The sequence below is a fragment of the Neoaquamicrobium sediminum genome, from assembly GCF_040970315.1.
GTDB lineage: Bacteria > Pseudomonadota > Alphaproteobacteria > Rhizobiales > Rhizobiaceae > Aerobium > Aerobium sediminum.
In genome coordinates, this window is record NZ_JAZHFV010000003.1 from 469,731 (window position 1) to 495,262 (window position 25,532).

A 25,532-nucleotide genomic window follows, 5' to 3' on the forward strand; every position below is an offset into this window, starting at 1 on the left:
TGACAGAACGTTTGGTGAACCTTAGCGCATTTCCGCAGGCGCTTCGGCACCCACCAACGCAAGGCCGGATGTCAAAACATCCGAAACGGCCTGCACCAGACCCAGTCTGGCATGCGTCAATTGTGGGTCGTTAACCTTAACAAACCGTAAGTCCGGGTTGTCGGTGCCGCGATTCCAGTGCGCGTGGAACACTTGCGCGAGATCGTAGAGGTAGAAAGCGAGCCGGTGCGGCTCCATGGCCTGGGCCGCGGCCTCGATCAGCCGGGGGTATTCCGTCAGCTTGCGGATGACGGCGATTTCGCCCTCGTCGACCAGCAGCCGGGCGGCCTCCTTCATCGAGGCGCGCTCGATCCAGCTATCGCCAAGCTGCTCCTTCGCCTGCCGGAACACCGAGTGGCAACGCGCCGAAGCGTACTGGACGTAGAAGACCGGATTGTCCTTCGACTGCTCCGTCACCTTCGCGAAGTCGAAATCGAGCGGCTCGGAATTCTTGCGGTAGAGCATCATGAAGCGGATCGGATCGCGGCCGACCTCGTCGACAACCTCGCGCAGCGTGACGAACTCGCCCGAGCGCTTGGACATGCGCACCGGTTCGCCATCACGAAACAGCTTCACGAGGTTGCACAGCAGGATCGTCACATCGACAGTCCCGCCGGACAGCGCCTTGCCCAGCGCTTCCATGCGCTTGACGTAGCCGCCATGGTCGGCACCGAGAATGAATACGAGCTGTTCGAAACCGCGACCGATCTTGTCCTTCATGTAGGCGACGTCGGCCGCGAAATAGGTGTAGGCGCCGTCCGACTTGATCAGCGGACGGTCCATGTCGTCGCCAACATCGGTCGAGCGGAACAGCGTCTGCTCGCGGTCTTCCCAGTCGTCGTTCTTCTCCCCCTTGGGCGGCGGCAGCTTGCCCTTGTAGACATGGCCGGACATCGTCAGGTCGTTGATCGCGGTGCGGATCGCCCCGCCATTGCCGGCATGCAGAGAGCGCTCGGAAAAGAACACCTCGTGATTGACGTTAAGCGCGGCAAGGTCCTCGCGGATCATCGCCATCATCGCGTCGATCGTCCGGTCCTTGACGAGCGCGAGCGCCTCGGTCTGCGGCATCGACAAAAGCTTCGGGCCGAATTCGTCGGCCAGAGACTTGCCGACGGGCACCAGATAGTCGCCAGGGTAAAGCCCCGCCGGAATCTCGCCGATGTTTTCCCCCAGCGCCTCGCGGTAACGCAGCATCACCGAGTTGGCGAGCACGTCGATCTGCGCGCCGGCGTCGTTGATGTAATATTCCTTGGTGACGTCGTAGCCGGCAAATCCCAGGATATTGGCCAGCGCATCGCCCACCACCGCGCCGCGGCAGTGGCCGACATGCATCGGCCCGGTCGGATTGGCCGACACGTATTCGACATTGACCTTCTTGCCGCCGCCGGCAGTCGACCTGCCGTATTCGGTTGCAGCGTCGAGCACGTCGCCGAGCCGCGCCTGCCAGAACCCGTCGGCCAGCCGCAGATTGACGAAGCCGGGACCTGCCACGTCGGCGGCGGCCACGTCGGCGTCATCGCGAAGCGCGCCGGCGATCTGTTCGGCGAGCGCGCGCGGATTCTGACCGAGCCCCTTGGCCAGCACCATCGCCGCGTTCGTCGCCAGGTCGCCATGGCTGGGATCGCGCGGCGGCTCGACGGTGACGCGCGCAAGGTCGGGTCGCTCGCCCGCCGGGGTCTTCAGGTCGAGCGTTTCGATGGCCTTTGCGATGCGGGTCGCGAAATCCGCGAAGATGTTCATGATGACGACTCTGTCGGAATGTGGAAAGGAGCGGCCATAGCGGTCGCAAAGTCGCGCTTCGCCTAGCCCAAATCGGGAGTCCGGTCAAACAAGCGCCGGTGCTCCTTGATCGCGTAGGTGTCGGTCATGCCGGCGATGAAGTCGGCAACGTCGCGCGCCTTGATCCGGTCTTCCGCTCTATCCAGCCCCTCGCGCCAGCCCTCCGGCATGTCGCGCGGGTTGGCGAAATAGTGGCCGAAGAGATCGCGCACGATCGTGTCCGCGCCCTCACGCACCGCCATTACGCTCGGGTGGCGGTAGAGATTGGCATAAAGGAATGTCTTCAGTTCCTTCTCTTTCGCCGCCATGTCATCGGAAAAGGTGACGACCGGCCGCCCCGCATTGTGAATATCGGCGCTCGACCGAGGCTTAAGCGCATCGAGATTCGCGCGCGCGGTGCCGATCACGTCCTCGACCATGGCGGTTATCTGCCGGCGCATCAGTTCGTGGCCGGTTCGCACGTCATCGAGCCGAGGGTATTTGGCGCGCACGGCGGCGAGTATGCCCGCAGGCAGCGGAACCGCGTCAAGCATGCCGAGGCTGAGCAGCCCCGCGCGCAGCCCGTCGTCGATGTCGTGCGTATTGTAGGCGATGTCGTCGGCAATCGCCGCCGCCTGCGCCTCGACGGACGCGAACCTGTCCAGCTCGAGATCGAACAGCTCGGAGAAGTTGACGATGGTCGCCGGCACCGGCCCGGCAAGTCCCCTTCCCTCGCAATCTGTCAGTGGTCCGTTGTGCTTGACCAGCCCTTCCAGCGTCTCCCAGGTCAGGTTCAGACCTTCGAACTCCGCATAGCGCCGCTCGATGCGGGTGACGATACGCAGCGACTGCGCATTGTGGTCGAAGCCGCCCCATGGCTTCATCATCGCATCCAGCGCGTCCTCGCCGGTATGGCCGAAAGGCGTGTGGCCGAAATCGTGCACCAGAGCGATGGCCTCGGCCAGATCCTCGTCCACGCACAGTGCACGCGCAAGCGCCCGCGCGATCTGGGCGACTTCGATCGAATGCGTCAGCCGCGTACGATAATGGTCGCCCTCATGCGCGATGAAGACTTGGGTCTTGTGCTTGAGCCGCCGGAACGCGGTGGAATGAATGATGCGGTCGCGGTCGCGCTGGAACGGCGTGCGCGTCGGGCTTTCCGGTTCATCGTAAAAGCGGCCGCGCGTCAAAGCCGGGTCGCATGCATAGGCTGCACGCGGCCGGTAGCCGAAGCCGATCCCGTCGAAAGATGCTGACAATTCCGTCACCTGATGCCAAGCCCCGGTCGCCCGCTTGTTGACTTGCCCGTTGCGGCTTCATACCTATTGGGATGATGCAAACGCAAGGTGACAGCCATGGGCGTCGACGCGAAGAGCGGCATGAAAAGCGTTGAAATGAGCGAGACGGCGGCGAAGCGGATCACGCAGATCCTCGCCAAGGAGCCCGACAAGATTGCGCTGCGCGTCTCCGTCGAAGGCGGCGGCTGTTCCGGCTTTTCCTACAAGATGGACCTCGTCGATTCGCGCAACGATGACGACATCGCTATTGAGCGCGATGGTGCGACCGTTCTGATCGACGACCTCTCGCTTGTCTATATGGGCGGCTCGGTCATCGACTTCGTCGACGACCTGATGGGCCAGTCCTTCCAGATCAGGAACCCCAACGCCGTCGCCTCCTGCGGCTGTGGCACCTCGTTCTCGATCTGACGCGATGAAGATCGCCACCTGGAACATCAACGGCGTCAAGGCTCGCATCGACAATCTCGTGCACTGGCTGAACGACAGCCAGCCCGACATCGCCTGCCTGCAGGAAATCAAGACTGTTGACGAGGGCTTCCCACGCGCGGAGATCGAGGCGCTGGGCTATCACGTCGAGACACACGGCCAGAAAGGCTTCAACGGCGTCGCTATCCTCTCGAAGCTCCGCTTCGACGAGGTCAATCGCGGCCTTCCGGGGGACGATGAGGACGAGCAGGCGCGGTTCATCGAGGGCGTGTTCTCCACGCCGCACGGCGCCCTGCGCGTCGTCTCGCTTTATCTGCCCAACGGCAACCCCATCACCGAGGATCGCAAATACGGCTACAAGCTGCGCTGGATGGATCGGCTGCATCGTTGGGCGCAGGAACGTCTGGAGCTTGAGGAAGCGCTGATTCTGGCCGGCGACTACAATGTGATTCCCCAGCCGATCGATGCCAGGCGACCGGAGGACTGGGTCAACGACGCCCTGTTCCAGCCCGAGACCCGCGGTGCGCTGCGCAAGCTGGAATATCTCGGATTTACCGAAGCCATCCGCGCCGTCACCGATGCCGGTGACACATTCACATTCTGGGATTACCAGGCCGGCGCCTGGCAGAAGAACAACGGAATCCGCATCGACCACCTGCTCATGTCGCCGGAAGCGGCGAACCGGTTCGAGGCGGCTTCGATCGAGAAGCACGTGCGCGCTTGGGAAAAGCCGTCGGATCACGTCCCGGCAGTCGCCATTCTTCAGTAAACGGAAGCAGTTCGAGGCCGGTATCGCTCGGCGTCAGTTGGTGCCCTTGGCGAGCATGTCCTGCGCCAGCGCGATAGCGGTGCGGCGGTCGGCCTCCCCGGCAATCGCAAAGGCTTCTTCTTGCATGCCGCGGATCCACTGCTTGTCGGTCGGCTGTGCCCGCTCCAGCGCGGCCGTCATCATGGCCAGCCCCTTCACCGCCTTCCCACTCTGGAAAAGCAGGTTGCCAAGCGTGGCCTGCGCGCCCGCATGGCCCTTCTCGGCGGCAAGCTGCAGCCAGCGCCCAGCCTGCTGGATGCTCGACTTCATGCCGCCCTCGCCGTTGAGGAACATCTTGCCGATTTCGAACTGCGCCTTGGGATTGCGGTAGTTGGCGGCCGCACGCATGTAATATTCCTGCGCCGCTGAGGCATTCGCATGCACCGGCGTACCGGGAATGCCGGTGCGCGCATAACCTGCCAGCGCCACGAGCGCGTCGGAGACATAGCTTTCGTCGGGCGAACCGGGCTCCACATCCTGCGCGGCGATCGCCTGGAAGAACTTGAACGCCTCATAGTCGTTCTTCGTTACGCCGTCGCCTTCGGCATACATGCGGGCGAGCTTCCAGCGCGCGCCGAGCTGCCCGTTGTCCGCGGCGTATCGATAGGCTTCGACAGCCTGCTCCTTGTGGCCGCTCTGGTAGGCGGTGAAGCCCAGGCGGAACACCGCCCACGGGCTGCGCTTTTCATCGGGGCTGCCGATAACCGACTGATCCAGCGCATGCGCCCGCGGTGCGGCAACACCCAGCGCGCCGGCCGCGACCGTACACACAATGCCTGCCCTGACGACCGTACCTAGTGACATAATACCCTGTTGCTCCAGCCCCGCCCGGACCCGAATGTCACGCAGGAGACCGCGCTAGCCCATATGGGATGGCTGCTGGTCGGATACATCTGCGCTTTCATCGTCATCCTTGCCGCGGACGGCTGCGGCGTTGAATTTTCTTATGCCCGGCAGCTCTGACGGCACCGTTCAATGACGCCCGTGAGCTAGCTCTCGGTTTATGGCGGGAAGTGGGCAAATTTCCTTAAGGCCGGACCATAGCCTATCCGGGGCGAAACAAGTGTTGCCGGAAAGCCACAACGAAAAACGCCAGTGGCAAGCCACTGGCGTTCGTTCAATTCCATCGCCGGATGCCCGGCAACGCGCCCTATTCCGGCAGGATGCGCACGGCGCCCTTGTCGGCGCTGGCGGCAAACGCGGCATAGGCTTTCAGCGCCGTCGTCACGTTGCGCTTGCGCGGGCCGGCAGGCTTCCAGCCCAGCCTGTCCTGCTCCGCGCGGCGGGCGGCAAGCTCGTCGTCTGAAAGACGCAGGCCGATCGTGCGATTGGGGATGTCGATATCGATGATGTCGCCGTTGCGAACCAGCCCGATCGCCCCGCCCTGCGCCGCTTCCGGCGAGGCATGGCCGATCGAGAGGCCCGACGTGCCGCCGGAGAAGCGTCCGTCCGTCAGCAGCGCGCATGTTTTACCGAGGCCCTTCGACTTCAGGTAGCTGGTCGGGTAAAGCATCTCCTGCATGCCCGGCCCGCCCTTCGGCCCCTCATAGCGGATGACGACGACGTCGCCCGCCTTGACCTCGTTGCCGAGAATGCCCTTCACGGCCGCATCCTGGCTTTCGTAGACGACGGCCGGACCTGAGAACTTCAGGATCGACTCGTCCACGCCGGCGGTCTTCACCACGCAGCCGTCCAGCGCGATGTTGCCCTTGAGCACGGCAAGGCCGCCATCCTTCGAGAAGGGATGCTCGACCGAGCGGATGACGCCCTTTTCGCCGTCGGTGTCGAGTTCGTCCCAGCGGGCCTCCTGGCTGAACGCCGTCTGCGTCGGGATACCGCCCGGCGCGGCGCGGAAGAACGTCTTCACGGTTTCGCTGCTGGTGCGGGTGATGTCCCAGCGATCGATGGCGTCGCCCAGCGTCGCCTCGTGAACCGTCGGGCTGTCGCGATGGATCAGCCCGCCGCGCTCCAGTTCGCCGAGAATGCGCATGATGCCACCGGCCCGGTGCACGTCTTCCATATGCACGTCGTTCTTCGCAGGCGCGACCTTGGACAGGCACGGCACGTTGCGCGACAGGCGGTCGATGTCTTCCATCGTAAAGTCGATGCCGCCCTCATAGGCCGCGGCCAGGATATGCAGAACCGTGTTGGTGGAGCCGCCCATCGCGATGTCCAGCGACATCGCATTCTCGAACGCGCGCTTGTTGGCGACATTGCGCGGCAGCACGCTCTCGTCGTCCTGTTCGTAATAGCGCTGGGCCAGATCGACGATCAGATGGCCGGCCTCGACGAAAAGCCGGCGGCGGTCGGCATGGGTGGCGAGCGTGGAGCCGTTGCCGGGCAGCGACAGCCCCAGCGCTTCCGTCAGGCAGTTCATGGAGTTCGCCGTGAACATGCCCGAACACGAACCGCAGGTCGGACAGGCCGAACGCTCGATGACCTTGACGTCTTCTTCACTTACGCTCTCGTCGGCCGCAGCAACCATGGCGTCGACCAGATCGAGCGCATGCGTCTTGCCGTTCAGGACGACCTTGCCGGCCTCCATCGGCCCGCCGGAAACGAAGACTGCCGGGATATTGAGACGCATCGCGGCATTGAGCATGCCGGGCGTGATCTTGTCGCAATTGGAGATGCAGACCATGGCGTCGGCGCAATGCGCGTTGACCATGTACTCCACGCTGTCGGCGATGATCTCGCGCGACGGCAGCGAATAGAGCATGCCGTCATGCCCCATCGCGATGCCGTCGTCGACGGCGATTGTGTTGAATTCCTTGGCAACGCCACCGGCCGCCTCGATCTCGCGCGCGACGAGCTGGCCGAGATCCTTCAGGTGCACATGGCCCGGCACGAACTGCGTGAACGAGTTGACCACCGCGATGATCGGCTTGCCGAAGTCGCCATCCTTCATGCCGGTGGCGCGCCAAAGGCCGCGCGCGCCGGCCATGTTGCGGCCGTGGGTGGTGGTGCGTGAACGATAGGCGGGCATGGCGTTTCCAGTTCAACGTTTCTTTGTTGGCCTATACTACCGGCAAACGGACACGATGTCAGCGACCGTACCGGCGGGTACTCCCCTCCGATACGGCCCTGACATCATGCCGTCAATAGGCTTCGCCTGGCGCCGGTCAGGCGCGGTCGGTCTCGCCGGCATGGGCGCGCCGTTCCATATCGGCGACCTGCTCCGGCGTGCGTTCCTCGCCGTCGGGCTCCTCCTTGATGAAGATCGACAGGAGTACGGAGCCGAGAATGAGCACGCCCACCACCCCGAGCGCCAGCTCCGAAGGCAGCTTGTACCAATGCGCCACGATCATCTTGGCACCGACGAAGATCAGCACCAGCGAAAGACCGTGCTTGAGGAAGCGGAACTCCCGCATCATGCCCGACAGCACGAAGAACAGCGCCCTCAGACCCATGATCGCGAACACATTGGACGAGAACACGATGAACGGATCGTTGGAGATCGCCAGCACCGCCGGGATCGAGTCGATCGCGAACACGAGGTCGGTGATCTCGACCGTCACCAGCACAAGGAACAGCGGCGTCATGAACAGGACGCCGTTGCGCCGGGTGAGGAACTTCGAACCTTCGTAGTCCTCGGTCACGCGCCCGGTGCTGCGCAGCCATTTGACGACCCGGCTGTTGCCGGGGTCGGCCATGTCTCCGTCCGAGGTCATCATCTTGTAGCCGGAGATGAGCAGCACGACGCCGAGGATCATGCCGACCCAGAAGAACTGATCGACGAGCTTCACACCCGGCACGATTAGCGACAATCGCATCACGATGGCGCCCACGATGCCGTAGAAGAGAACGCGGTATTGCGCTTCCTGCGGCACCTTGAAGTAGGCGAAGATCAGGGCGATCACGAAGATGTTGTCGAGCGAAAGCGCCTGCTCGACGAGATAGCCCGTCAGGAACTCGGAACCGCGCTGCGGTCCCTCGAAGTAAAAGATGCTGGCTGCGAAAAGCATCGCCAGCGAGACATACCCGCCGACGGTGAACAAGGCTTCGCGGGTGGAGATTACGTGGTCCTTGCGGTGCAGGACGAACAGGTCGAAGAAAAGGATCAAGGCGACGAACGCCAGGAATCCGGGCCAGAGCCACTCATGGTCAAACATGTTTTTGGAGTTTCGGTAGCGCTGCGTGGGCGCGTCGTCGATCGGTCCGACATCACAGGCGACGCCTCGCCTGCCAGAGGGGCCCGGCCCGGGTGACTGTGCGGAAAAATGGGCCTATCCCGGCAGAAATTCAAGGCCTTTCAGTCAATATCAGCCGAAAAAGCTGCTTGAGGTCCTTTTCCGGCAAACAAAAAAGCCCGGGGTGCCATGCCCCGGGCCTTTGAAATCGGTCGGCCTGCCGCCAGGCAGGCCGAAACGTGCTGCTTACCAGCTCAGCTTGTAGCCGACATTCAGCGCATAGGCCCAGCCGCTGTCCACCGCGCGGCCGGCGTTGGCGCCAAACACCTCTTCTGCGGATGTCAGGTAGGAAACGCCGACGCCGCCGCGTAGCTCGCCGCCCCATGTGTCCTTCACCGAACCGCCCAGCGCTACGGTCCACGTGTCGCTCGACAGGTCCCAACCCGTGCTGACGCCCTGATCCCAGGTCAGGCTCGCCAGACCCGAAATGCGGTCGTTGAAGGCATGTCCGACGCCTCCGGTAACCGTCCAGCCGTCCTTCCAGTTATAGACGTCGAGGCTGTCGGCCGGCGGAAAGTCGGGAACCGAGACCGCGAGCTGGTTCTGCACGCTCCAGTCCGTCCACTTGATCGAGCCGAATGCGAGCCAGCCCGGCGCGATACCGCTCTGAATCTTGAGTTCCAGGTTCTGCGGGAGATTGCCGGTACCGAAGGCGGCAGCATCGACACCCATCGCCGGCAGAGTGAAACGGCCATCGGCCCCGTAGGACGTGGAGGAGCGATAGAGAAGCTGCGTCCTGAAAGCGATCTCGGGGATGTCGTAGGCAACGCCGAGGCGATAGCCATAGTCGGTACCGTCCAGCGCGAGATTGGCGTTGGCCACGCCCGGAATGACCGAATTCACCCGCTCGTAGTCGAAGCGCTCCACGAAGGCGCCGCCGATGACGTAGAAGTTGCCACGCTCCATGCCGAACTTGGCGGCGCAGGTCAGTGCGAATTCATCGACCGTGAATTCTTCCCTCAGTTTGCCGGGAAGCAGACGCCCTTCGTAATTCACGCTGCCGCCATAGGCCTGCGTGTAGGTGCCCGCGCAGCTCAGCGGGTCGAACAGCCGCACCTTTGCGGCAATCGACGGGATGAAGTAGCTCTCCGTGTAATCCTTGCCGACGAGGCCGGGATCACCGTCGCTGGTGATCTTCCGGCTGGGACTGACGAACGTCACCCCGGCGCGAAAATCGAACTGTCCCGGTTCGTACAGAATGTCCGTATCCGCAGAGCCGCGCGAGAAGCCGCCAGCCTGCGCGCTTCCCGCTGCAAGCATCGTAGCCGCAAGCAGCGCCCCACCTATTGCATGATGTCTCATGGAAATCCCTCCTCTATGCCGCTCCCTCGGCACAACCTTGCCGAGAATGCACGAGGAGAGCGCTCCATCAAAGGGGGTAGGCCAGACCATCGGACGGTTGATGACATGCCCTGGCAGTCGACACCGCTCCTACGGAGCCGGTTTCGCCGCAACAAACCACCGGTAATCCATTGATATTGCGAGATAAGTTACGGCCCGTCACATTACGGCAACAATAAGCCGAAAATGCGCTAGGACCGCCACATTCCAACATGGCGGCCCTGCTGTTCGTCGATTGAAAGCCGAATCGTTCGGCTACCCGGCCTCGCGCACCCGTGCCAGCGCGGTCTCCAGCTTGGCTTTCGCGTCGACCAGCTCCGCCTGCTTCTCGCGCTCCGCATCCACGACGTCCGGTGCTGCCTTGGCGACGAAGTTCGGGTTGGCGAGCTTCTTTTCGATGCGCGCGATCTCGTCGGCGTTTTTGGCGAGTTCCTTGGAGAGCCGCGCCTCCTCCGCCTTGAGGTCGATCAGGTCGCCGAGCGGCAGGCATGCGGTTGCCTCGCCGATCACGATCTGCGCTACCCCCTTCGGCGCCGTTGCGTCGAACCCGACTTCGCCGATGCGCGCCAGCCGGCGGATCGCCGGGTCGTGCCGGGCAACGCGCTCGCGCGTCGTGGCGTTGGCGCCGACCATGACCAGCGGCGCAGTCGCGGCCGGCGGCACGTTCATTTCCGAACGCACGGAGCGGATGCCGGAGACGAGATCGACCAGCCAGTTGATCTCGGAGGCGGCTTCAGCATCCTCGAAATCGGGCGTCGGCCACGCGGCGTGGCAGAGCAGCGTGTCGCGCTCCTTGCCGGCCGTCTGCGCCCACAGCTCCTCCGTCATGAACGGCATGATCGGGTGGAGCAGCTTGTAGACCTCGTCGAGCACATAGGCCATGCAGGCACGGCTTTCGGCCTTGGCCGCCTCGTCCTCGCCGTTGAAGACCGGCTTCAGCAGCTCGACATACCAGTCGCAGAACAGGTTCCAGACGAACCGGTAAGCCGACGCGGAAGCGTCGTTGAAGCGATAGCCGGTGATCCCGTCCGTCACCGCAGTGGTCGTGCGGGTCAGTTCGGTGAGAATCCAGCGGTTGATCGTCAGCTTCGCGTCCTGGGGGCGGAAGTCCGGATTGCCGGCAACGCCATTCATCTCGGCGAAGCGCGTCGCGTTCCATAGCTTCGTGCCGAAGTTGCGGTAGCCGGCAATGCGTGCCGGGTCGAGCTTCACATCCCTGCCCTGCGCGGCCATGATCGCCAGCGTGAAGCGCAGCGCGTCCGCGCCATATTCGTCGATCAGGTCGAGCGGGTCGATGACGTTGCCCTTCGACTTCGACATCTTGGCGCCGTTCTTGTCGCGAACCAGCGCATGGACATAGACCGTGTGGAACGGCTCCTCGTCCATGAAATGCAGTCCCATCATCATCATCCGGGCCACCCAGAAGAAGATGATGTCGAAGCCGGTAACCAGAACGTCGGTCTGGTAGTAGGTGTCGAGTTCCTTCGTCTTTTTCGGCCAGCCGAGCGTCGAGAACGGCCACAGCGCCGACGAGAACCATGTGTCGAGCACATCCTCGTCGCGCGTCAGAATGTTGCCCGGCTCGAAATTCTCGAGCTGGTCCTTGACCCAGTCGCGCCACGGCGTGTCGACGGCGAGATAATATTCGACGGCCTGGTCGAGCGCTTCCTTCTCGGTCTTGGCAACGAAGACGTGCCCGTCCGGTCCGTACCACGCCGGAATGCGATGCCCCCACCAGAGCTGGCGCGAGATGCACCACGGCTCGATGTTCTCCATCCACTCGAAATAGGTCTTTTCCCAGTTCTTCGGCACGAAGTTGGTGCGTCCCTCCCGCACCGACGCGATTGCCGGCTGGGCCAGCGTCTTCGCATCCGCGAACCACTGGTCGGTCAGCATCGGCTCGATCACCACGCCCGAGCGGTCGCCGAAGGGCTGCATGATTTTCTTGCTTTCAACGTAGGGGATGTCGTTCCCCTCGTCGTCCTTGATCGTAACCGCAAGCCCCTCCGCATTGATCGCCTCGACGATCCGTCGGCGCGCCTCGAAACGGTCGAGACCGCGATATTCGTCCGGCACGAGGTTGATCCCGTCGACCTCGTCCTCGCCCGGCAACTCACCGGACTTGGCGATCTCCAAGGCCCGCGCTGCGTACACAGCATAAGGCTCGCCGTCGGCCCGCATGCTCGCGCGCGTGTCCATCAGGCGGTAAAGCGGAATGTGATTGCGGCGGGCGACTTGATAGTCATTGAAGTCGTGCGCGCCGGTGATCTTCACCGCGCCCGAGCCGAAGGTCGGGTCCGGATATTCGTCGGTGATGATCGGGATCAGGCGGCGATGCTCTTTCGGGCCGACCGGAATCTCGCACAACTTGCCGACGATCGGCGCATAGCGTTCGTCGGACGGATGCACGGCCACCGCGCCGTCGCCGAGCATGGTTTCGGGCCGGGTCGTGGCGATGGAGATATAGTTGCGCTCTTCCTGGAACAGCACGTTGCCGTCGGCATCCTTCTCCACATAGGTATAGGTCTCGCCCCCGGCCAAGGGGTATTTGAAGTGCCACATGTGGCCGGCGGCTTCCTTGTTCTCGACCTCGAGGTCGGAGATCGCCGTTTCGAATGTCGGGTCCCAGTTGACCAGCCGCTTGCCGCGATAGATCAGCCCTTCGCGATAGAGCGAGACGAACACCTCGATCACGGCCTCCGACAGGCCGTCGTCCATGGTGAAGCGCTCGCGGTCCCAGTCGCAGGACGCGCCCAGCCGCTTGAGCTGATGCATGATCGAACCGCCGGACTGCTCCTTCCAGCTCCAGACGCGGTCGATGAACTGCTCGCGCCCCATGTCGCGCCTTTTCAGCCCGCTTTCGGCGAGCTGGCGTTCGACCACCATCTGCGTCGCAATGCCGGCATGGTCCATGCCGGGCTGCCACAGCACGTTCTTGCCGCGCATGCGCTCGAAGCGGATCAGGATGTCCTGCAGCGTATTGTTGAGCGCATGGCCCATATGCAGCGAGCCGGTGACGTTCGGCGGCGGGATCACGATGGTGAAGGCTTCCGCGCCCGGCTTCGAGCCCGCTCCGGCGGCGAATGCGTTCGCATCCTCCCACGCCTGGGCGATCCGGGGTTCGACGGACTTGGCGTCGTAGGTTTTTTCGAGCATCGAAGCGATCCAACGGATTTCGGGAAGAAGATGTGCGCCGGTGTAAACCGGAAGCCCCCCGGCAAGTCAACTGCGCCGGAGGCCACGGGTTCCCGCCAACGAAAACGCCGCCCGGTGGGCGGCGTCGACAAAGTCAGTCGCACGGAAAGCGTCAGCCGCCGCGCGCGACCCGCTCGATCTCCTCGCGCACCAGCTTTTCCACCAGCGTCGGCAGGTTGTTGTCCAGCCAGTCCTGCAGCATCGGCCGCAGCATCTCTTCCGCCATCTCGTCGAACGAGCGGCGCCGGCTTGCGGCAAACACTTCCGAAAGCTCGCCGAATGCGGCAGCGACCTGCCGGCCGGCCTGATCGGAGATGATTGCAGGCTTGATCTGCATGCCCACCGGGTCGGCCTGCTCCTGCGCGTCGCCGACGGTCGGTGAAAGATCCTCGTCGTCCAGCGTGACGTCGACGCTGTCGGCCTCGAATGCGGCTTCCGCCATGGCAGGCTCCTGCGGTTCGTGCACAGCGGCAGCTTCCGGCGCGGGATCTTCCTTCACCTCGACGCTGTCGGCATAAGTCGATGGCGCTTCGATGCCTGCCATGTCCACCGGCTGCGCCACGGAGGCGACCGGTTCGTCGAGTTCGGCGCGGAAAGCCTCGACTTCGTCTCCCGCATTGTCGACAGCCTGCGCAACATCATCCTCGCCCGGCTGCCGGGCGGTGTCGCTATCCTCGATGATCCTGCGAATGGACGCGAGAATCTCCTCCATGGAGGGTTCGCGCTGTGCACTTCCGGTCTGTGCCATAACTCAAATCGCCGCCTTCTTGATCCGATTGCCGGCCCCGCCCGCCTGCATGCCAGACAGCGACCGAATCGTCCCTAGGCTAGACGACACTGCGCCGCGAGAGAATCCCCTCTCGCGGCGCAGCGCAGCTTTCGCACAAGTTTGGGTCTTTTGCGTCGCCGGGAACGGGCCTCAGCGGCCGTCGGGCGTGCGCGTGCCGATCCACTTATCCTTCACGGCATCGTAATGCTCGCGCGGATTGTAGTTTTCGACGGCCAGGCCGAGCCGGTCAGGCGAAAGCCTGCCCATCGCGGAAACGATGGCATAGCTGGCGGCCACCACGTCGCGCTCGGCAGAAGCAAGGTTGATCTGGGCGGTGATCACGTCGGCCTGCGCCTCGAGCACGTTGAGCGTCGTGCGCTGGCCGACGTCGCGTTCCTCGATCACGCCGGAGAGCGCGAGCTGCGCGGCGGACACTAGTTCGCGGTTGGCAGCCACCACCTCGCGCGCGGCGACATATTGCGTCCAAGCGGCCGTGACCGCCCGGCGAACGCTGTCACGCGCGACGTCGACCTCGATGCGAGCCTGTCCAAGCGATTCCTTGGACTGGCGTACCTGCGCCGAAACACGCCCACCCTGATAGATCGGGATCGTCAGGTTGAGGCCGATCGATGCGGAATTGGTGGTTCCGTCGCCCACCGCGCCGCCACCGACGCCCGGCAGGTTGGTGTCGCGGAAGCTGCTCGATACGCCTGCCTGCGCGTTCACCTGCGGCAGCAGGGACCCCTCGGTGGCCTTCACCACAAAGGAGGCCGCGTCGACCAGATGCAGCGTCGCACGTATGGCCGGATGCTCGTTCAGCCCCGCGCCAATGGCCGTTTCGATGCCGTTAGGCAGCAGTTTGGATATAGGCCGCGCACCCTCCAGTCGGCCCGGCCTGTCGCCGACGAAGTTGAGGTAGGCGGCTTCACTGACCTGCACCTGAGCGCGCGCAGCGCTCAACTGGGCAACGGCCGCGGCCTGCTGTGCCTGCGCCTGTGCAACGTCCGTGCGCGTGCCCTCACCCACCTCGAAACGCGAGGACGCTGCGCGAACCTGCTCGCTGAGGAAGTCCAGGTTGCGCTCACGGAAGACGGCGATCTGGCGATCGCGAAGCACGTCGAGATAGGCGGCCGCCGCATTGAAGAGAATGTCCTGCTCGCTGTTGCGCAGGCTCTCGTTGGATGCACGCACTCGCGACTCGGCGGCGCGCACATTGTTCTGCGTCTGGAAGCCGTCGAACAGCGATTGCTGGATCTGCACGCCGAAGGAGCCCGCACGAACCTCGCCGCTGTTGTTGCTGCTGGTATAGGTGAGGCTGCCGGTCGCGCCGATCACAGGACGCCAGCCCGATTTGGCAATCGCAACACCCTCGTCCGTCACGCGCACGCCGGCACGCGCCGAATTCAGGCTGGAATTGTTCTGATAGGCCTTAGCCATCGCGCCATGAATCGTCTCGGCCAGAGACGGCACGACGAAGGACAGAACCCCCGACAGTGCAACCGCAGCAAAAAGGCCTTTGCGAACAACAGACACGAACCACCTCTTAAAGTCTCGACGGGACCTGCCTGAAGCACCCCAACCGAATTGATCCATCGCCGCTGTACGACGAGCAACATAACTATCGGACCTCGCATTCAAGCGATTCCGCTCGCTCCCGTGCTCGACGCTATACCACTTTCCCGCTCGAGGGCGTTACAGATAGGTAACAATTCAGGACTTTTTAAACTTCAGCGTCCTCTAAAACTCGAATGCGGGCTCGCGCCGGAACTCCGCCAGAGGCTTGACGGCCGCGTTGAAACCGTGACGGCGCGACACCAGGCCGTCTTCCTTGACGTAGAGCGTCGCCCAGCCCGAATTGCCCTCGCCGACCACCGCAACGAGCCGTCCGCCCTCGTTGAGCTGGTCGAACAGCGCGGGAGAAACCTCATCGACCGCGCCGTTGATGAAAATGACGTCGTAGGGCGCCTGCGCGGCGTGGCCGTCTGTCAACGGTCCCTCGACCACGGAAACGTTCTCGCAGCCAAGGCTGGCAAGCACCTCATTGGCGCGCCCTGCAAGCTCCGAATCGCTTTCGACCGCGACCACGAAGCTGGCGAGCCTGGAAAGCACGGCGGTCGAGTAGCCGGTTCCGCAACCCACATCGAGCACGAGATCGCCCGCGCGCACGCCGGCAAGCTGCAACAGCCGCGCGAAGGGCGACGGCTCCATCAGGAAGCGGGCAGGCTTTCCGTCGCGCGCCGGAGCAACCTCCAGATCCTCGTCGATATAGGCAAGCGCACGCTTGGCGGCAGGCACGAAATCCTCACGCGGTAGCGTCAGCATCGCACTCAGAATGGCGACATTCGTCACATCGGTCGTGCGCACCTGGCCATCGACCATCTTGACCCGCTGTTCGTGGAAATCGGCCGTCATGTCTCAACCCGTCCGGCGCCGCGCCGGCGCTCTGCCCAATCGGATAGAACATCGCCTTCCCGGAAAGCCCGGCGTCCGCCAGAAGGCGTGACCCGACGATGTGCTACATGTTCCGCGCGGGTGTGACAAAATTCGCCCGCACCGTCAATGAAGCACTTAGCGATCCGAATGCCGCACCTCAAGGGCGCCGAACACCCTTTGTTGGATAATGCCGGGCATCTTTTGAGATATAGGCGCCAGCCCTTTACCGTCCCAATCGCCGATGCGGCTGAACCGGCAACGCGCCTGTCGTCCCGCTGCGCAGGAAAATACAAGCCGAGATGTAGGAAGAAACCGCCTGGAAGTCGCGAATTGGAGGCCTCGCCCGGAATCGAACCGGGGTGCAAGGATTTGCAGTCCTCTGCGTAACCACTCCGCCACGAGGCCTCGACGCATGCGCGTTTGCAGGCGCCTCAATAGGTTGAGGCGCAAACCGCGTCAAGCGCCGGCTGTCCGTTCTGAAAGAAATCCGCGGCGCCATTCCGAATAAGGTTCACGGAACGCTTCGACATGACCGGCGCTATGCGGTCCGCCGTCTGCCCTATTCCGGCTTGCCGTTGATCCACTCCACCTTTTGCCCATACAGCGGCACCGTCGAGATCGACATCTTGGCGGAGCCGTCCTGCACCTGCCGCGAATGGGCCAGATAGATCAGTGTGTCGTTGGCCTTGTCGTAGATGCGGTTTACCACCTGTTCCTTCCAGATCAGGCTGATGCCCTGCTTGAAGACCTCTTCGCCATCCTCGCCCAGCTCGATTTCGCCGATCGTGATCGGTCCCGTCTGGTTGCACGAAATTGCTGTGTCCGACGGATTCTCGAAGTAGTTGCCCTTGCGCAGCCGGTCGATGATGCCCCGGTCAAAATAGGAGACATGGCATGTCACGCCATCCACCTCGGGATCCTTGATCGCCTCGACAATGATGTCGTTGCCCGTCCAGTCGACGCCCACCTCGCCAACCTGCTCGGCCCATGCCGTGCCGCACACCGACATCGCAATCGCGACGCTGCCGAACCATTTGATTGCCCGCATTCCTGCTCTCCTCGTTTCGCGCATCAGCGTCTGTCGGTCTTGTCTAGCGGCTGCCGCTCACGGGCGCGCCGCCTGCCCCGCTTTTCGGCCCACCAGACCTCCGAGCGGCGCCGCCACCGCCGGACAGTGGCAAATTCGTACGAAAGAATAACGAGGCCCACGGGGATCATCCAGAAGCCGAGCACGGGAAGGAAGCCGAAGCATCCGAGAAACACCAGCAGCCCGCCGATGACGATGCGCAGCAGACGTGACTGCGGCATGGTGATCTCACGGCCGAGCAACCTGATCGTGCGGGTCCTGCCCTCGTTTTCTTCCGATTCATCCATCCAATGCCACCTTTCCGGCCCTGCCGGCACGCTGTGTCCGCGACATATGAGGCGCACGTTTGGCCAAAGCCAGTTGGCAAATGACAAAAAGCCGAAAAAATCGCAGAATGGCGCTTTGCAAAGCGGAAAACTGTTTGCTATAGGCTGCCCCGTTCACATGAGCAGGCTATTCCCCGGTAGCTCAGTGGTAGAGCAACCGGCTGTTAACCGGTTGGTCGCTGGTTCGAATCCGGCCCGGGGAGCCACTTTTTCCAGGATTTACAGCATCTGAGAGCGCTTCGGCCCGAGCGCCCACCGCGGTGTTTTCGAGCCTGCCGGGGCGCCCCCGCCCGCGTTCCCCGGCAGACCCTTGCCTGACGTTCGCCCCATGGACCCCCGTCAGGGCCGGCATGCGCCGACGCAGACAGCCAAGCAAGCGACATGCCCGCCGGCCTGTCCCAAAACGGAGCAGCACCGGTGCGCCGTGCAGAGATCCGTCAAATGCCTTTTGCCGGCATGGCAGCAGCGGTTGGTCCAGCCTCTTGCAGAATTGCGCGAACGCATGACAAATTGCGGCCTGAAAACGTTTGCCTTTCGGGCGACATGCCGCAAGGCGGGCCCGTACCGCTACGGATCACAGAGGACGCAACCATGTCGGCAGCAACTCCGGACGTTTCCGGCGAAACGTCTGCAATCAGGCTTGATGCCGCCAACTTCGCCGAGGTGACGCGCGGCATGCCGGTCCGTGCGCGCATGATGCTGTCGGTCGCGATGGGCCTGCCGCGCGGCGCGCTCACAGTGCGCACGCCCGAGGGTCTTGTGCTGGAGATGGGAGGCAAGACCCCCGGCCCGCATGGCGAGGTGATTCTGCACAATTGGAACCTGCCCGGCCGCGCCTTCACCGGCGCCACCATCGGCGTCGCCGAATCCTACATGGACGGCGACTGGGAAAGCCCGGACGTCACCACGCTGCTGGAACTCTTCGTCATCAACGAGGAGGCCGGCGAGACGGTCGCCGGAGGCGCAAGCTGGCTGCTGACGGCCGTGCAGCGAGTCCGACACTGGCTCAACCAGAACACGCGCACCGGCTCCAAGCGCAACATTTCCGCCCATTACGATCTCGGCAACGCCTTCTACAAGGAGTGGCTCGATCCTTCGATGACCTATTCGTCGGCGCTCTATTCGACAGGCGCCAACGATCTGGAAAGCGCGCAGGCGGCCAAGTACAGGGCACTGGCGCAGGATGCCGGCATCGGTCCCGGCGATCATGTGCTCGAGATCGGCTGCGGCTGGGGCGGCTTTGCCGAATTCGTCGCGCGCGAGATCGGTTGCCGCGTCACCGGCCTGACGATCAGCCGCGAGCAGCACGACTTCGCCAAGGCCCGGATCGCACGGGCCGGCCTGTCCGACCGCGTCGAGATCAAGTTCCAGGACTATCGCGACGAGACCGGCCGCTACGACCGCATCGCCTCCATCGAGATGTTTGAGGCGGTCGGCGAGAAATACTGGCCCGTCTTCTTCGGCAAGGTGAAGGACTGCCTCAAGGCCGGCGGCACGGCTGGCTTCCAGATCATCACCATCAAGGAGCATGCCTTCCAGCGGTATCGGGCACGGCCGGATTTCATCCAGCGCTACGTCTTTCCCGGCGGCATGCTGCCGACGCCGTCGATCCTCAAGGCGCTGGGCGCCGACCACGGCCTCACCTTCGCGCGCGAGCGCATCTTCCCGCAGGACTATGCCCGCACGCTCGCCGAATGGCGCACGCGCTTCCGGGGATCGTGGGAAAAGATCGTGCCGCTCGGCTTCGACGACCGGTTCCGCAAGCTGTGGGAGTTCTACCTGCATTATTGCGAGGCCGGCTTCCGGGCCGAATACATCGACGTGCGCCAGGTCATCTACAAGGCCTGAGAGCCGGCGGCGGGATCGCCTATTGATCTGCCGCAAGGCTTCGTGAAAGGATGTATACAGAGCGGGGAGGAAACGCGGCAGCCGCACAGGCGCCGGGTAACGCTCATGGAGGAGATTAGACATCATGAAGCAACTTTTGGCTGCATCCGTTTTCGCGGGGCTCCTGGCGACGACGGCGTTCGCGCAGGACACCTACAATCTGAAGTTCCAGAGCAGTGACACGTCGGGCACCGCCGCCTTCGAAGTCCAGCAGGACTGGGCCAAGCACGTGGGCGAGCTTTCGGACGGGCGCATCACGGTGGAGATGCTGCCGGTCGGCTCGATCGTCGAATACAACGAAACGCTCGACGCCGTCGGCGCCGGCATTCTCGACGGCCATATCACCGACAGCTCCTATTTCACCGGCAAGGACGCTGCCTTCGCGCTGATCGGCAATCCGGTAGGTGCCTATTCGAGCCCCGAGGAACTGCGCGCCTTCTTCAATGACGGTGGCGGCACGGAGCTCTATAACGAAATCCTCGCCCCTTACGGCGTGCACTTCATCGGCCCCGCCGCCCAGACCGCAGAGGCGATCCCGTCCAAGGTGCCGATCGACAGTGTCGAGGACTTCAAGGGCGTGAAGATGCGCGCACCCGAAGGCATGGTGCAGTCGGCCTTCGCCGCCGCGGGCGCCTCGCCCGTCAACCTGCCCCAGTCGGAGGTCTTCACCTCGCTCGACAAGGGCGTCATCAGCGCCGCCGACGCGACCACGCTCGCGACCAACGATTCCATGGGTCTGCACGACGTCGCCAAGCATCCCATCTGGCCGGGCTTCCATTCCCTGCCGCTCAACGAGGTGTCGATCACCAAGGCGACCTGGGACGGCATGCCGGACGACCTGAAGGAAGTCCTCACCCAGTCGGTCAAGGACTATGCGGAGGACCTGGCCACGCGCATCCGCGCACGCGACGAAGAGGTGGCTGAAAAGCTGCGCGCGCAGGGCGACGTGACCATCCACACCTGGTCGGAGGAGGAAAAGAAGAAGTTCCGCCAGATCGCCCAGGAGCAGTGGCAGCCTTACGGCGAGCGTTCGGAGAACGCGCAGAAGGTCTACGAAAAGCTCACGACCTACCTGAAGTCCGCGGGACTTCTCTGACGCCTATCGGGCTTTGACTGACACGGCCGGGTGGCGGGCCCGGCCGGCAATGCGAGGAGAATCGGCATGGCTTCCGGGGACAATCCTCGCGAGGAGGTGCGGGACGAGGCGAACGATACGCTTTCGCGGCTCCTGATTCCGTTGGCGCCCGTTTTCGCCGCGGCCTTCCTGCTCATAACCGCCTTCACCTTTTACGAAGTGGTTATGCGCTACGTCTTCAATGCCCCCACCATCTGGGTGCACGAAACGACGACAGCCCTCACCGCGCTTTGCTTCGCTTTCGGCGGGGCCTACTGCCTGGGCACCAACCGCCATATCCGCGTCGTGCTGATCTACGATTCCGTCTCGCAGCGCGTCAGGCGGCTCCTCGATGTCGCCATCAGCCTTGTCGGCGCCGCGGCCTGCGCCCTCATGGCATGGGCCGCGTGGAACTTTGCATACAAGGCCTTCTTCACGCCGACCGGCCAGATGCACCTGGAGACCAGCGGCAGCGCCTGGAATCCCCCGACGCCGGCGATTGTAAAAGCCGTGCTGTTCCTCATCCTCTGCGTCATGTGCATCCAGTTCCTGCTCCAGGCCATCGCCCATCTGCGGCGCAAGCCCACCGATGAAAACCGCAGCCCGGAGCAGGAGCTCGGCGATGCTTGATCTTCAGTCCCTCGGCATCGGCGGCGGCAGCGTTGCCATGTTCGGCATGCTGCTGGTGCTATTGCTCACCGGCATGCCGCTGGCATTCGTCACCATCCTGGTCGCGCTAATCTTCGCGCTCGGCTGGTTCGGCCCGATGGCGGTGCCGATCGTCACCACGCGCGTCTACTCCTTCATCATGCAGTACGTCTTCGTGTCGATCCCGATGTTCGTGCTGATGGCGTCGATCCTCGACCGGTCCGGCATCGCGCGCGACCTGTTCGATGCGATGCGGCTGGTGGGCGGGCGCATCCGCGGCCGCGTCGGCGTACAGACGCTGTTGGTGGCGGTCGTACTGGCGGCAATGTCCGGCATCATCGGCGGCGAGATCGTGCTTCTCGGCCTGCTCGCGCTGCCCCAGATGCTGCGTCTTGGCTACGACCGGCGTCTGGCTATTGGCATCGTCTGCGCCGGCGGCGCGCTCGGCACGATGATCCCACCATCCATCGTGCTCATCATCTACGGCCTGTCGGCCAGCGTTTCGATCGCCGAGCTTTTCACCGCCTCCTTCCTGCCGGGCCTGCTCCTTGCCGCGCTCTATGCGACCTACGTGCTCGCCATCGGCTATTTCCGGCCCGAGATGGCGCCGATACCGACCCAGCAGGAGCAGATGCCGTTTGCCGACAAGCTGAAGCTTCTCAAAGGGCTGTTCCTGCCGCTTCTGGTCGTGGTCTTCGTGCTCGGCTCGATCTATGGCGGCATCGCGTCCGTCACCGAGGCATCGGCCATCGGCGTCGTCGGCGTTATCCTGTCGACGGTGCTGCGCGGCGAGTTCTCCATGAAGATGATGCTCGACGCATCCATGCAGACACTGCGCACCTGCGGCATGATCGTCTGGATCGGTATCGGCGCAACAGCACTGATCGGCGTCTATAATCTCATGGGCGGCATCAACTTCATCAAGGAACTGCTGCTCGGTGTTTCCGACACGCCGATTGTCATCATTCTGGTGATGATGCTCATCCTGGCCGTGCTCGGCATGTTCCTCGACTGGGTCGGCATCGCCCTGCTGACGATCCCGATCTTTGCGCCCATCGTGAAGGAGCTCGGCTACGATCCGGTCTGGTTCGGCGTGCTGTTCGCGCTCAACATGCAGATCTCGTTCCTGTCGCCGCCCTTCGGGCCGGCCGCGTTCTACCTGAAGAGCGTGGCGCCGCCCGACATATCGCTCGGCACCATATTCAGGTCGCTGCTGCCCTTCATCGCGCTGCAGGCCGTGGCGCTGGTGCTGGTCCTGTTGTTCCCGTCGCTGGCGCTCTGGTATCGGTGACGAAGCGCCGCCCGTCGGTCTCAACCGGCGAGATTGGGCAGGAGGTAGAGCCCCAGCGCCAGCAGCGCCGAGAACAGGACGACGCGGAACCGCGTTTCGGACAGATGGCCCCTCACCTTCTGCCCGATCACCATGCCGGCAATGGCCGGCAGCAATGCGACGGCAGACTGCGCACCGAGCGTCGCGCTGAGCAGGCCGTTGCCGCCGAGCGCCACCGCCAGCGCCGCGGTTGAAAGCACGAACAGAATGCCCATCGCCTGCACCAGCGCATCGCGCGGCATGCCGGTCGCCTGCAGATACATCACACCCGGCACGACGAACGATCCGGTCATGCCGGTCAGCACGCCGTTTGTCGCGCCGAAGACGGAACCGACCCATGGCTGGCGCGCCGCCGGCACGGTGAAGCGCAACCCTGACAGGTTGAGCGCGGCATAGACGATCAGGATCACGCCCAGCAGCCCTGCGAGCACGTTGGTATCGAGCCGCGACAGACCGAGAGCACCGATCCACACGGTCAGCGTCGCAAGCGCGAAGAATTGCCAGTTGCGCCGCAGGATCGTGAGCGCGTTGCCGCCGGCAAGCGCCTGCCAGAGATTGGTCGCAAACGACGGCACCAGCAGCAGCGCCATCGCCTGCGGCAGCCCAAGCACCGCTGTCAGCAGCGCGAGGCTGATCGTCGGCAGGCCGAGCCCGACCACGCCCTTGACGAAGCCTGCCAGAAGAAAAGTCGCGCAGATCGCGAGAATGGTGGAAGGGTCGCCCATCGTGCCTCCGTCGGCTGCGGAGAGATTGTATCGCCACACCGACGGAAACAAGAGCCACAGGACCGGCTGCCGCCGATCCTGTCTGGCGCCCTTAGAGTGTGATGCGATACTTCGCGAAACCGCCCTCGCCCTCGCCCGCGGCTTCGATCGCAACGCCAGTCACTTCGCCGATGAAGGCCTCTGCCTTCGGCCCCGTCTCGAACACCACCGTCGTGCCTTCCAGCGGCACGAAGTTCCAGTTCGCGTCGGCCTTCGGGTCAATGGTGCCCTGCTCCACGATGTAGCGCACGATCACGTCGCGGTTGGTGTCGGGCGCCTCGAACACAACCTTGTCGGGGCCGATCTCGGGGAAGTTGCCGCCACCGCCGGCGCGGTAATTGTTGGAGGCCACGACGAAACGTGCCTCCGGATCGATCGGCGCGCCGTCGAACTGCAAGTCCACGATGCGGCTCGCATCGGCGTTCTGCAACTCGCCCTTGGAGGTGTATTTCGCCGGCTGCGACAGGTCGATGCGGTAGGTCACGCCGTCGATCACATCGAAATTGTAGGACGGGAAATCCGGGTTGATGAGCGGCTGGTCGGTGCCACCTGCCTCGATCTGGTTGAAGATGCCGGCCGACATTTCCAGCCACTCCTTCACCTGCGCACCGGTGATCACCACCGCCTGCACGGTGTTGGGATAGAGATAGAGGTCGGCGACATTGCGGATCGCCACGTCTCCGGGCGGCACGTCGGTGTAATAATCAGGCCCGCCGCGCCCGCCGGCCTTGAAGGGAGCGGCAGCCGAAAGCACCGGCAGCTCGGCATATTCCGTGTCCTTCAGCATGTCGGTGATGTACCAGACCTGCGCCTGGCTCACGATCTGCACCGACGGGTCGTCGGCAACCAGCGCGAAATAGGAATGCAGGTGCGCATCCGTCTTGCCGACCGGCGCGCGCACGTAAGCGAGTGTCGCCTCGTGGTCGGCGCGCACCGCGTCCTCCACCGCCGCCACACTTTCCACCAGCGCGTTCGTCTTGCCGTCGACGCGCTCCGAGATCGGCCGCGCTTCGCTGGTCGAGCTCACGACGCGCCAGCTATTGCCGTCGCGCTCCAGGAGCAGGTCGAGCAGGCCGAGATGCGAGCCCCAGAAGCCGCCCATCACGCCCGGCTTGCCGCCGATCGTACCGCCCGCGTTGTCGACGCCTTCCACGCCGTCGAACTGCGGGCCGGGGAAAGCAAGATGGCTGTGGCCGGTCACCAGCGCGTCGATCCCGTCGATGCCGGCAAGCTGGATCGAGGCGTTCTCCAGGTTCTCCTCGTAGCCGACAGGCCCCATGCCGGAGTGCGACAGCGCAATGATGATGTCGGCGCCCTCCTCCTTCATCTGCGGCACCCAGGCCTGCGCCGCCTTGACGATGTCGCGGGTCGCCGCCTTGCCGACGAGGTGGCGCGAATCCCAGTTCATGATCTGCGGCGGCACGAAGCCGATCAGCCCCACCTTGACGGGATGCGACTGGCCCGCGCCGTCCGTCACCGTCTTGTCGAGGATCACATAAGGCTTGAGGAAGAGATCGTCCTCGCGCGCGTTGCCGGCAAGCTGGCCCTTGGTGACGTTGGCGCAGACCACCGGGAAATTGGCGCCCGCGATCGTGTTCATCATGAAATCGAGCCCGTAATTGAACTCGTGGTTGCCCAGCGTCGAGGCATCGTATCCGAGCACGTTCATGCCGGCGATGATAGGGTGGATGTCTCCCGCCTTCATGCCCCGCTCGTAAGCGATGTAGTCGCCCATCGGGTTGCCCTGCAGGAAGTCGCCATTGTCGACCAGCATCGCGTTGGTCGCCTCGGCGCGGATCGCTTCGATGATCGAGGCCGTGCGCGCAAGGCCCATCGTGTCGTTGGGCCGGTCGCCATAATAGTCGTAGGGGAAGACGTGGACGTGCAGGTCCGTCGTTTCCATGATCCGCAGATGCGCCTGGTTGGCCTGCGCCCGCGCCGAGAACGGGTGCAGCATCACGACCGCGCCCGCGGCTGCGGAACCGGCCAGGAAAGTGCGGCGGGAAATGGCAGGTATCGTCGCGAACATTGTCGTTCTCCGTCTGGATATTTTCTCTTGGCCGTGAAGGGGCGCAACGAGTGTCGCGCCGTCGGAACAATGAGTCCAGCAGCTTCGCGT

21 protein-coding genes and 2 tRNA genes are annotated in these 25,532 nt (G+C 63.7%); 8 read left to right on the forward strand and 15 right to left on the reverse strand.

Annotated features, from left to right (window positions below):
• Window positions 1–21: 21 nt before the first annotated feature.
• Window positions 22–1,779, reverse strand: a complete 1,758-nt coding sequence (gene argS, locus V1479_RS12870; protein ID WP_368803234.1) for an arginine--tRNA ligase — start codon at window positions 1,777–1,779, stop codon at window positions 22–24.
• A gap of 62 nt (window positions 1,780–1,841) precedes the next feature.
• Window positions 1,842–3,056, reverse strand: a complete 1,215-nt coding sequence (locus V1479_RS12875; protein WP_368803235.1) for a deoxyguanosinetriphosphate triphosphohydrolase — start codon at window positions 3,054–3,056, stop codon at window positions 1,842–1,844.
• Window positions 3,057–3,152: 96 nt separating this feature from the next.
• On the opposite strand from V1479_RS12875, the gene erpA reads away from it, so the two are divergent.
• Together erpA and xth are read left to right on the forward strand one after the other, a co-directional pair.
• Window positions 3,153–3,503: an iron-sulfur cluster insertion protein ErpA gene (gene erpA, locus V1479_RS12880; protein ID WP_173191812.1), complete on the forward strand. Its 351-nt coding sequence runs from the start codon at window positions 3,153–3,155 to the stop codon at window positions 3,501–3,503.
• Between the two features lie 4 nt (window positions 3,504–3,507).
• Window positions 3,508–4,290, forward strand: a complete 783-nt coding sequence (xth, locus tag V1479_RS12885; RefSeq protein ID WP_368803236.1) for an exodeoxyribonuclease III — start codon at window positions 3,508–3,510, stop codon at window positions 4,288–4,290.
• Between the two features lie 33 nt (window positions 4,291–4,323).
• Here xth and V1479_RS12890 read toward each other — a convergent pair whose 3' ends face one another.
• A complete protein-coding gene (locus V1479_RS12890) occupies window positions 4,324–5,133 on the reverse strand; it encodes a tetratricopeptide repeat protein (RefSeq protein WP_173191816.1) in 810 nt (269 codons plus the stop codon).
• Window positions 5,134–5,142: 9 nt separating this feature from the next.
• On the opposite strand from V1479_RS12890, the gene V1479_RS12895 reads away from it, so the two are divergent.
• Complete coding sequence (locus V1479_RS12895) at window positions 5,143–5,292, forward strand: hypothetical protein (RefSeq protein ID WP_368803237.1); 150 nt, start codon at window positions 5,143–5,145, stop codon at window positions 5,290–5,292.
• 187 nt (window positions 5,293–5,479) lie between these two features.
• Here V1479_RS12895 and ilvD read toward each other — a convergent pair whose 3' ends face one another.
• The 10 genes from ilvD to V1479_RS12950 form a co-directional block, all read right to left on the reverse strand.
• Window positions 5,480–7,315 carry a dihydroxy-acid dehydratase gene (gene ilvD, locus V1479_RS12900; protein ID WP_368803238.1) on the reverse strand — a complete coding sequence of 612 codons (1,836 nt, stop codon included), beginning with the start codon at window positions 7,313–7,315 and terminating at the stop codon, window positions 5,480–5,482.
• Window positions 7,316–7,451: 136 nt separating this feature from the next.
• A complete protein-coding gene (locus tag V1479_RS12905; RefSeq protein ID WP_368803239.1) occupies window positions 7,452–8,441 on the reverse strand; it encodes a TerC family protein in 990 nt (329 codons plus the stop codon).
• A 264-nt stretch (window positions 8,442–8,705) separates the two neighbouring features.
• Window positions 8,706–9,821, reverse strand: a complete 1,116-nt coding sequence (locus tag V1479_RS12910) for an OmpP1/FadL family transporter (RefSeq protein WP_368803240.1) — start codon at window positions 9,819–9,821, stop codon at window positions 8,706–8,708.
• 294 nt (window positions 9,822–10,115) lie between these two features.
• The gene (locus V1479_RS12915; RefSeq protein WP_368803241.1) at window positions 10,116–13,016 is read right to left on the reverse strand and encodes a valine--tRNA ligase; all 2,901 of its coding nucleotides are present in this window, start codon (window positions 13,014–13,016) and stop codon (window positions 10,116–10,118) included.
• A 151-nt stretch (window positions 13,017–13,167) separates the two neighbouring features.
• The gene (locus V1479_RS12920) at window positions 13,168–13,803 is read right to left on the reverse strand and encodes a PopZ family protein (RefSeq protein WP_438620521.1); all 636 of its coding nucleotides are present in this window, start codon (window positions 13,801–13,803) and stop codon (window positions 13,168–13,170) included.
• 171 nt (window positions 13,804–13,974) lie between these two features.
• Window positions 13,975–15,357 carry a TolC family outer membrane protein gene (locus V1479_RS12930; RefSeq protein WP_368803242.1) on the reverse strand — a complete coding sequence of 461 codons (1,383 nt, stop codon included), beginning with the start codon at window positions 15,355–15,357 and terminating at the stop codon, window positions 13,975–13,977.
• A 204-nt stretch (window positions 15,358–15,561) separates the two neighbouring features.
• Window positions 15,562–16,236 (reverse strand): protein-L-isoaspartate O-methyltransferase family protein, encoded by a 675-nt coding sequence (locus V1479_RS12935; RefSeq protein ID WP_368803243.1) that lies wholly within the window; start codon window positions 16,234–16,236, stop codon window positions 15,562–15,564.
• Between the two features lie 352 nt (window positions 16,237–16,588).
• Window positions 16,589–16,662 (reverse strand) — tRNA-Cys (locus V1479_RS12940).
• Between the two features lie 154 nt (window positions 16,663–16,816).
• Window positions 16,817–17,305 (reverse strand): CreA family protein, encoded by a 489-nt coding sequence (locus tag V1479_RS12945; RefSeq protein WP_438620522.1) that lies wholly within the window; start codon window positions 17,303–17,305, stop codon window positions 16,817–16,819.
• A 23-nt stretch (window positions 17,306–17,328) separates the two neighbouring features.
• Window positions 17,329–17,631, reverse strand: coding sequence for a hypothetical protein (locus V1479_RS12950; protein WP_368803244.1), 303 nt, complete (start codon window positions 17,629–17,631; stop codon window positions 17,329–17,331).
• Window positions 17,632–17,801: 170 nt separating this feature from the next.
• On the opposite strand from V1479_RS12950, the gene V1479_RS12955 reads away from it, so the two are divergent.
• From V1479_RS12955 to V1479_RS12975, 5 genes are all read left to right on the forward strand, one after another.
• A tRNA-Asn gene (locus tag V1479_RS12955) sits at window positions 17,802–17,876 on the forward strand.
• Between the two features lie 385 nt (window positions 17,877–18,261).
• Window positions 18,262–19,518 (forward strand): class I SAM-dependent methyltransferase, encoded by a 1,257-nt coding sequence (locus V1479_RS12960; RefSeq protein WP_368803245.1) that lies wholly within the window; start codon window positions 18,262–18,264, stop codon window positions 19,516–19,518.
• 124 nt (window positions 19,519–19,642) lie between these two features.
• Window positions 19,643–20,653: a TRAP transporter substrate-binding protein gene (locus V1479_RS12965; protein ID WP_368803246.1), complete on the forward strand. Its 1,011-nt coding sequence runs from the start codon at window positions 19,643–19,645 to the stop codon at window positions 20,651–20,653.
• Window positions 20,654–20,683: 30 nt separating this feature from the next.
• Window positions 20,684–21,301: a TRAP transporter small permease subunit gene (locus V1479_RS12970; protein ID WP_368803247.1), complete on the forward strand. Its 618-nt coding sequence runs from the start codon at window positions 20,684–20,686 to the stop codon at window positions 21,299–21,301.
• The gene (locus V1479_RS12975; RefSeq protein WP_368803248.1) at window positions 21,294–22,610 is read left to right on the forward strand and encodes a TRAP transporter large permease; all 1,317 of its coding nucleotides are present in this window, start codon (window positions 21,294–21,296) and stop codon (window positions 22,608–22,610) included. Before V1479_RS12970 ends, V1479_RS12975 begins: the two co-directional genes overlap by 8 nt.
• A 20-nt stretch (window positions 22,611–22,630) precedes the next feature.
• Here V1479_RS12975 and V1479_RS12980 read toward each other — a convergent pair whose 3' ends face one another.
• Both V1479_RS12980 and V1479_RS12985 read right to left on the reverse strand, forming a co-directional pair.
• Window positions 22,631–23,374: a sulfite exporter TauE/SafE family protein gene (locus tag V1479_RS12980; RefSeq protein ID WP_368803249.1), complete on the reverse strand. Its 744-nt coding sequence runs from the start codon at window positions 23,372–23,374 to the stop codon at window positions 22,631–22,633.
• Window positions 23,375–23,465: 91 nt separating this feature from the next.
• Complete coding sequence (locus V1479_RS12985; RefSeq protein WP_368803250.1) at window positions 23,466–25,442, reverse strand: bifunctional 2',3'-cyclic-nucleotide 2'-phosphodiesterase/3'-nucleotidase; 1,977 nt, start codon at window positions 25,440–25,442, stop codon at window positions 23,466–23,468.
• Window positions 25,443–25,532: the final 90 nt, after the last annotated feature.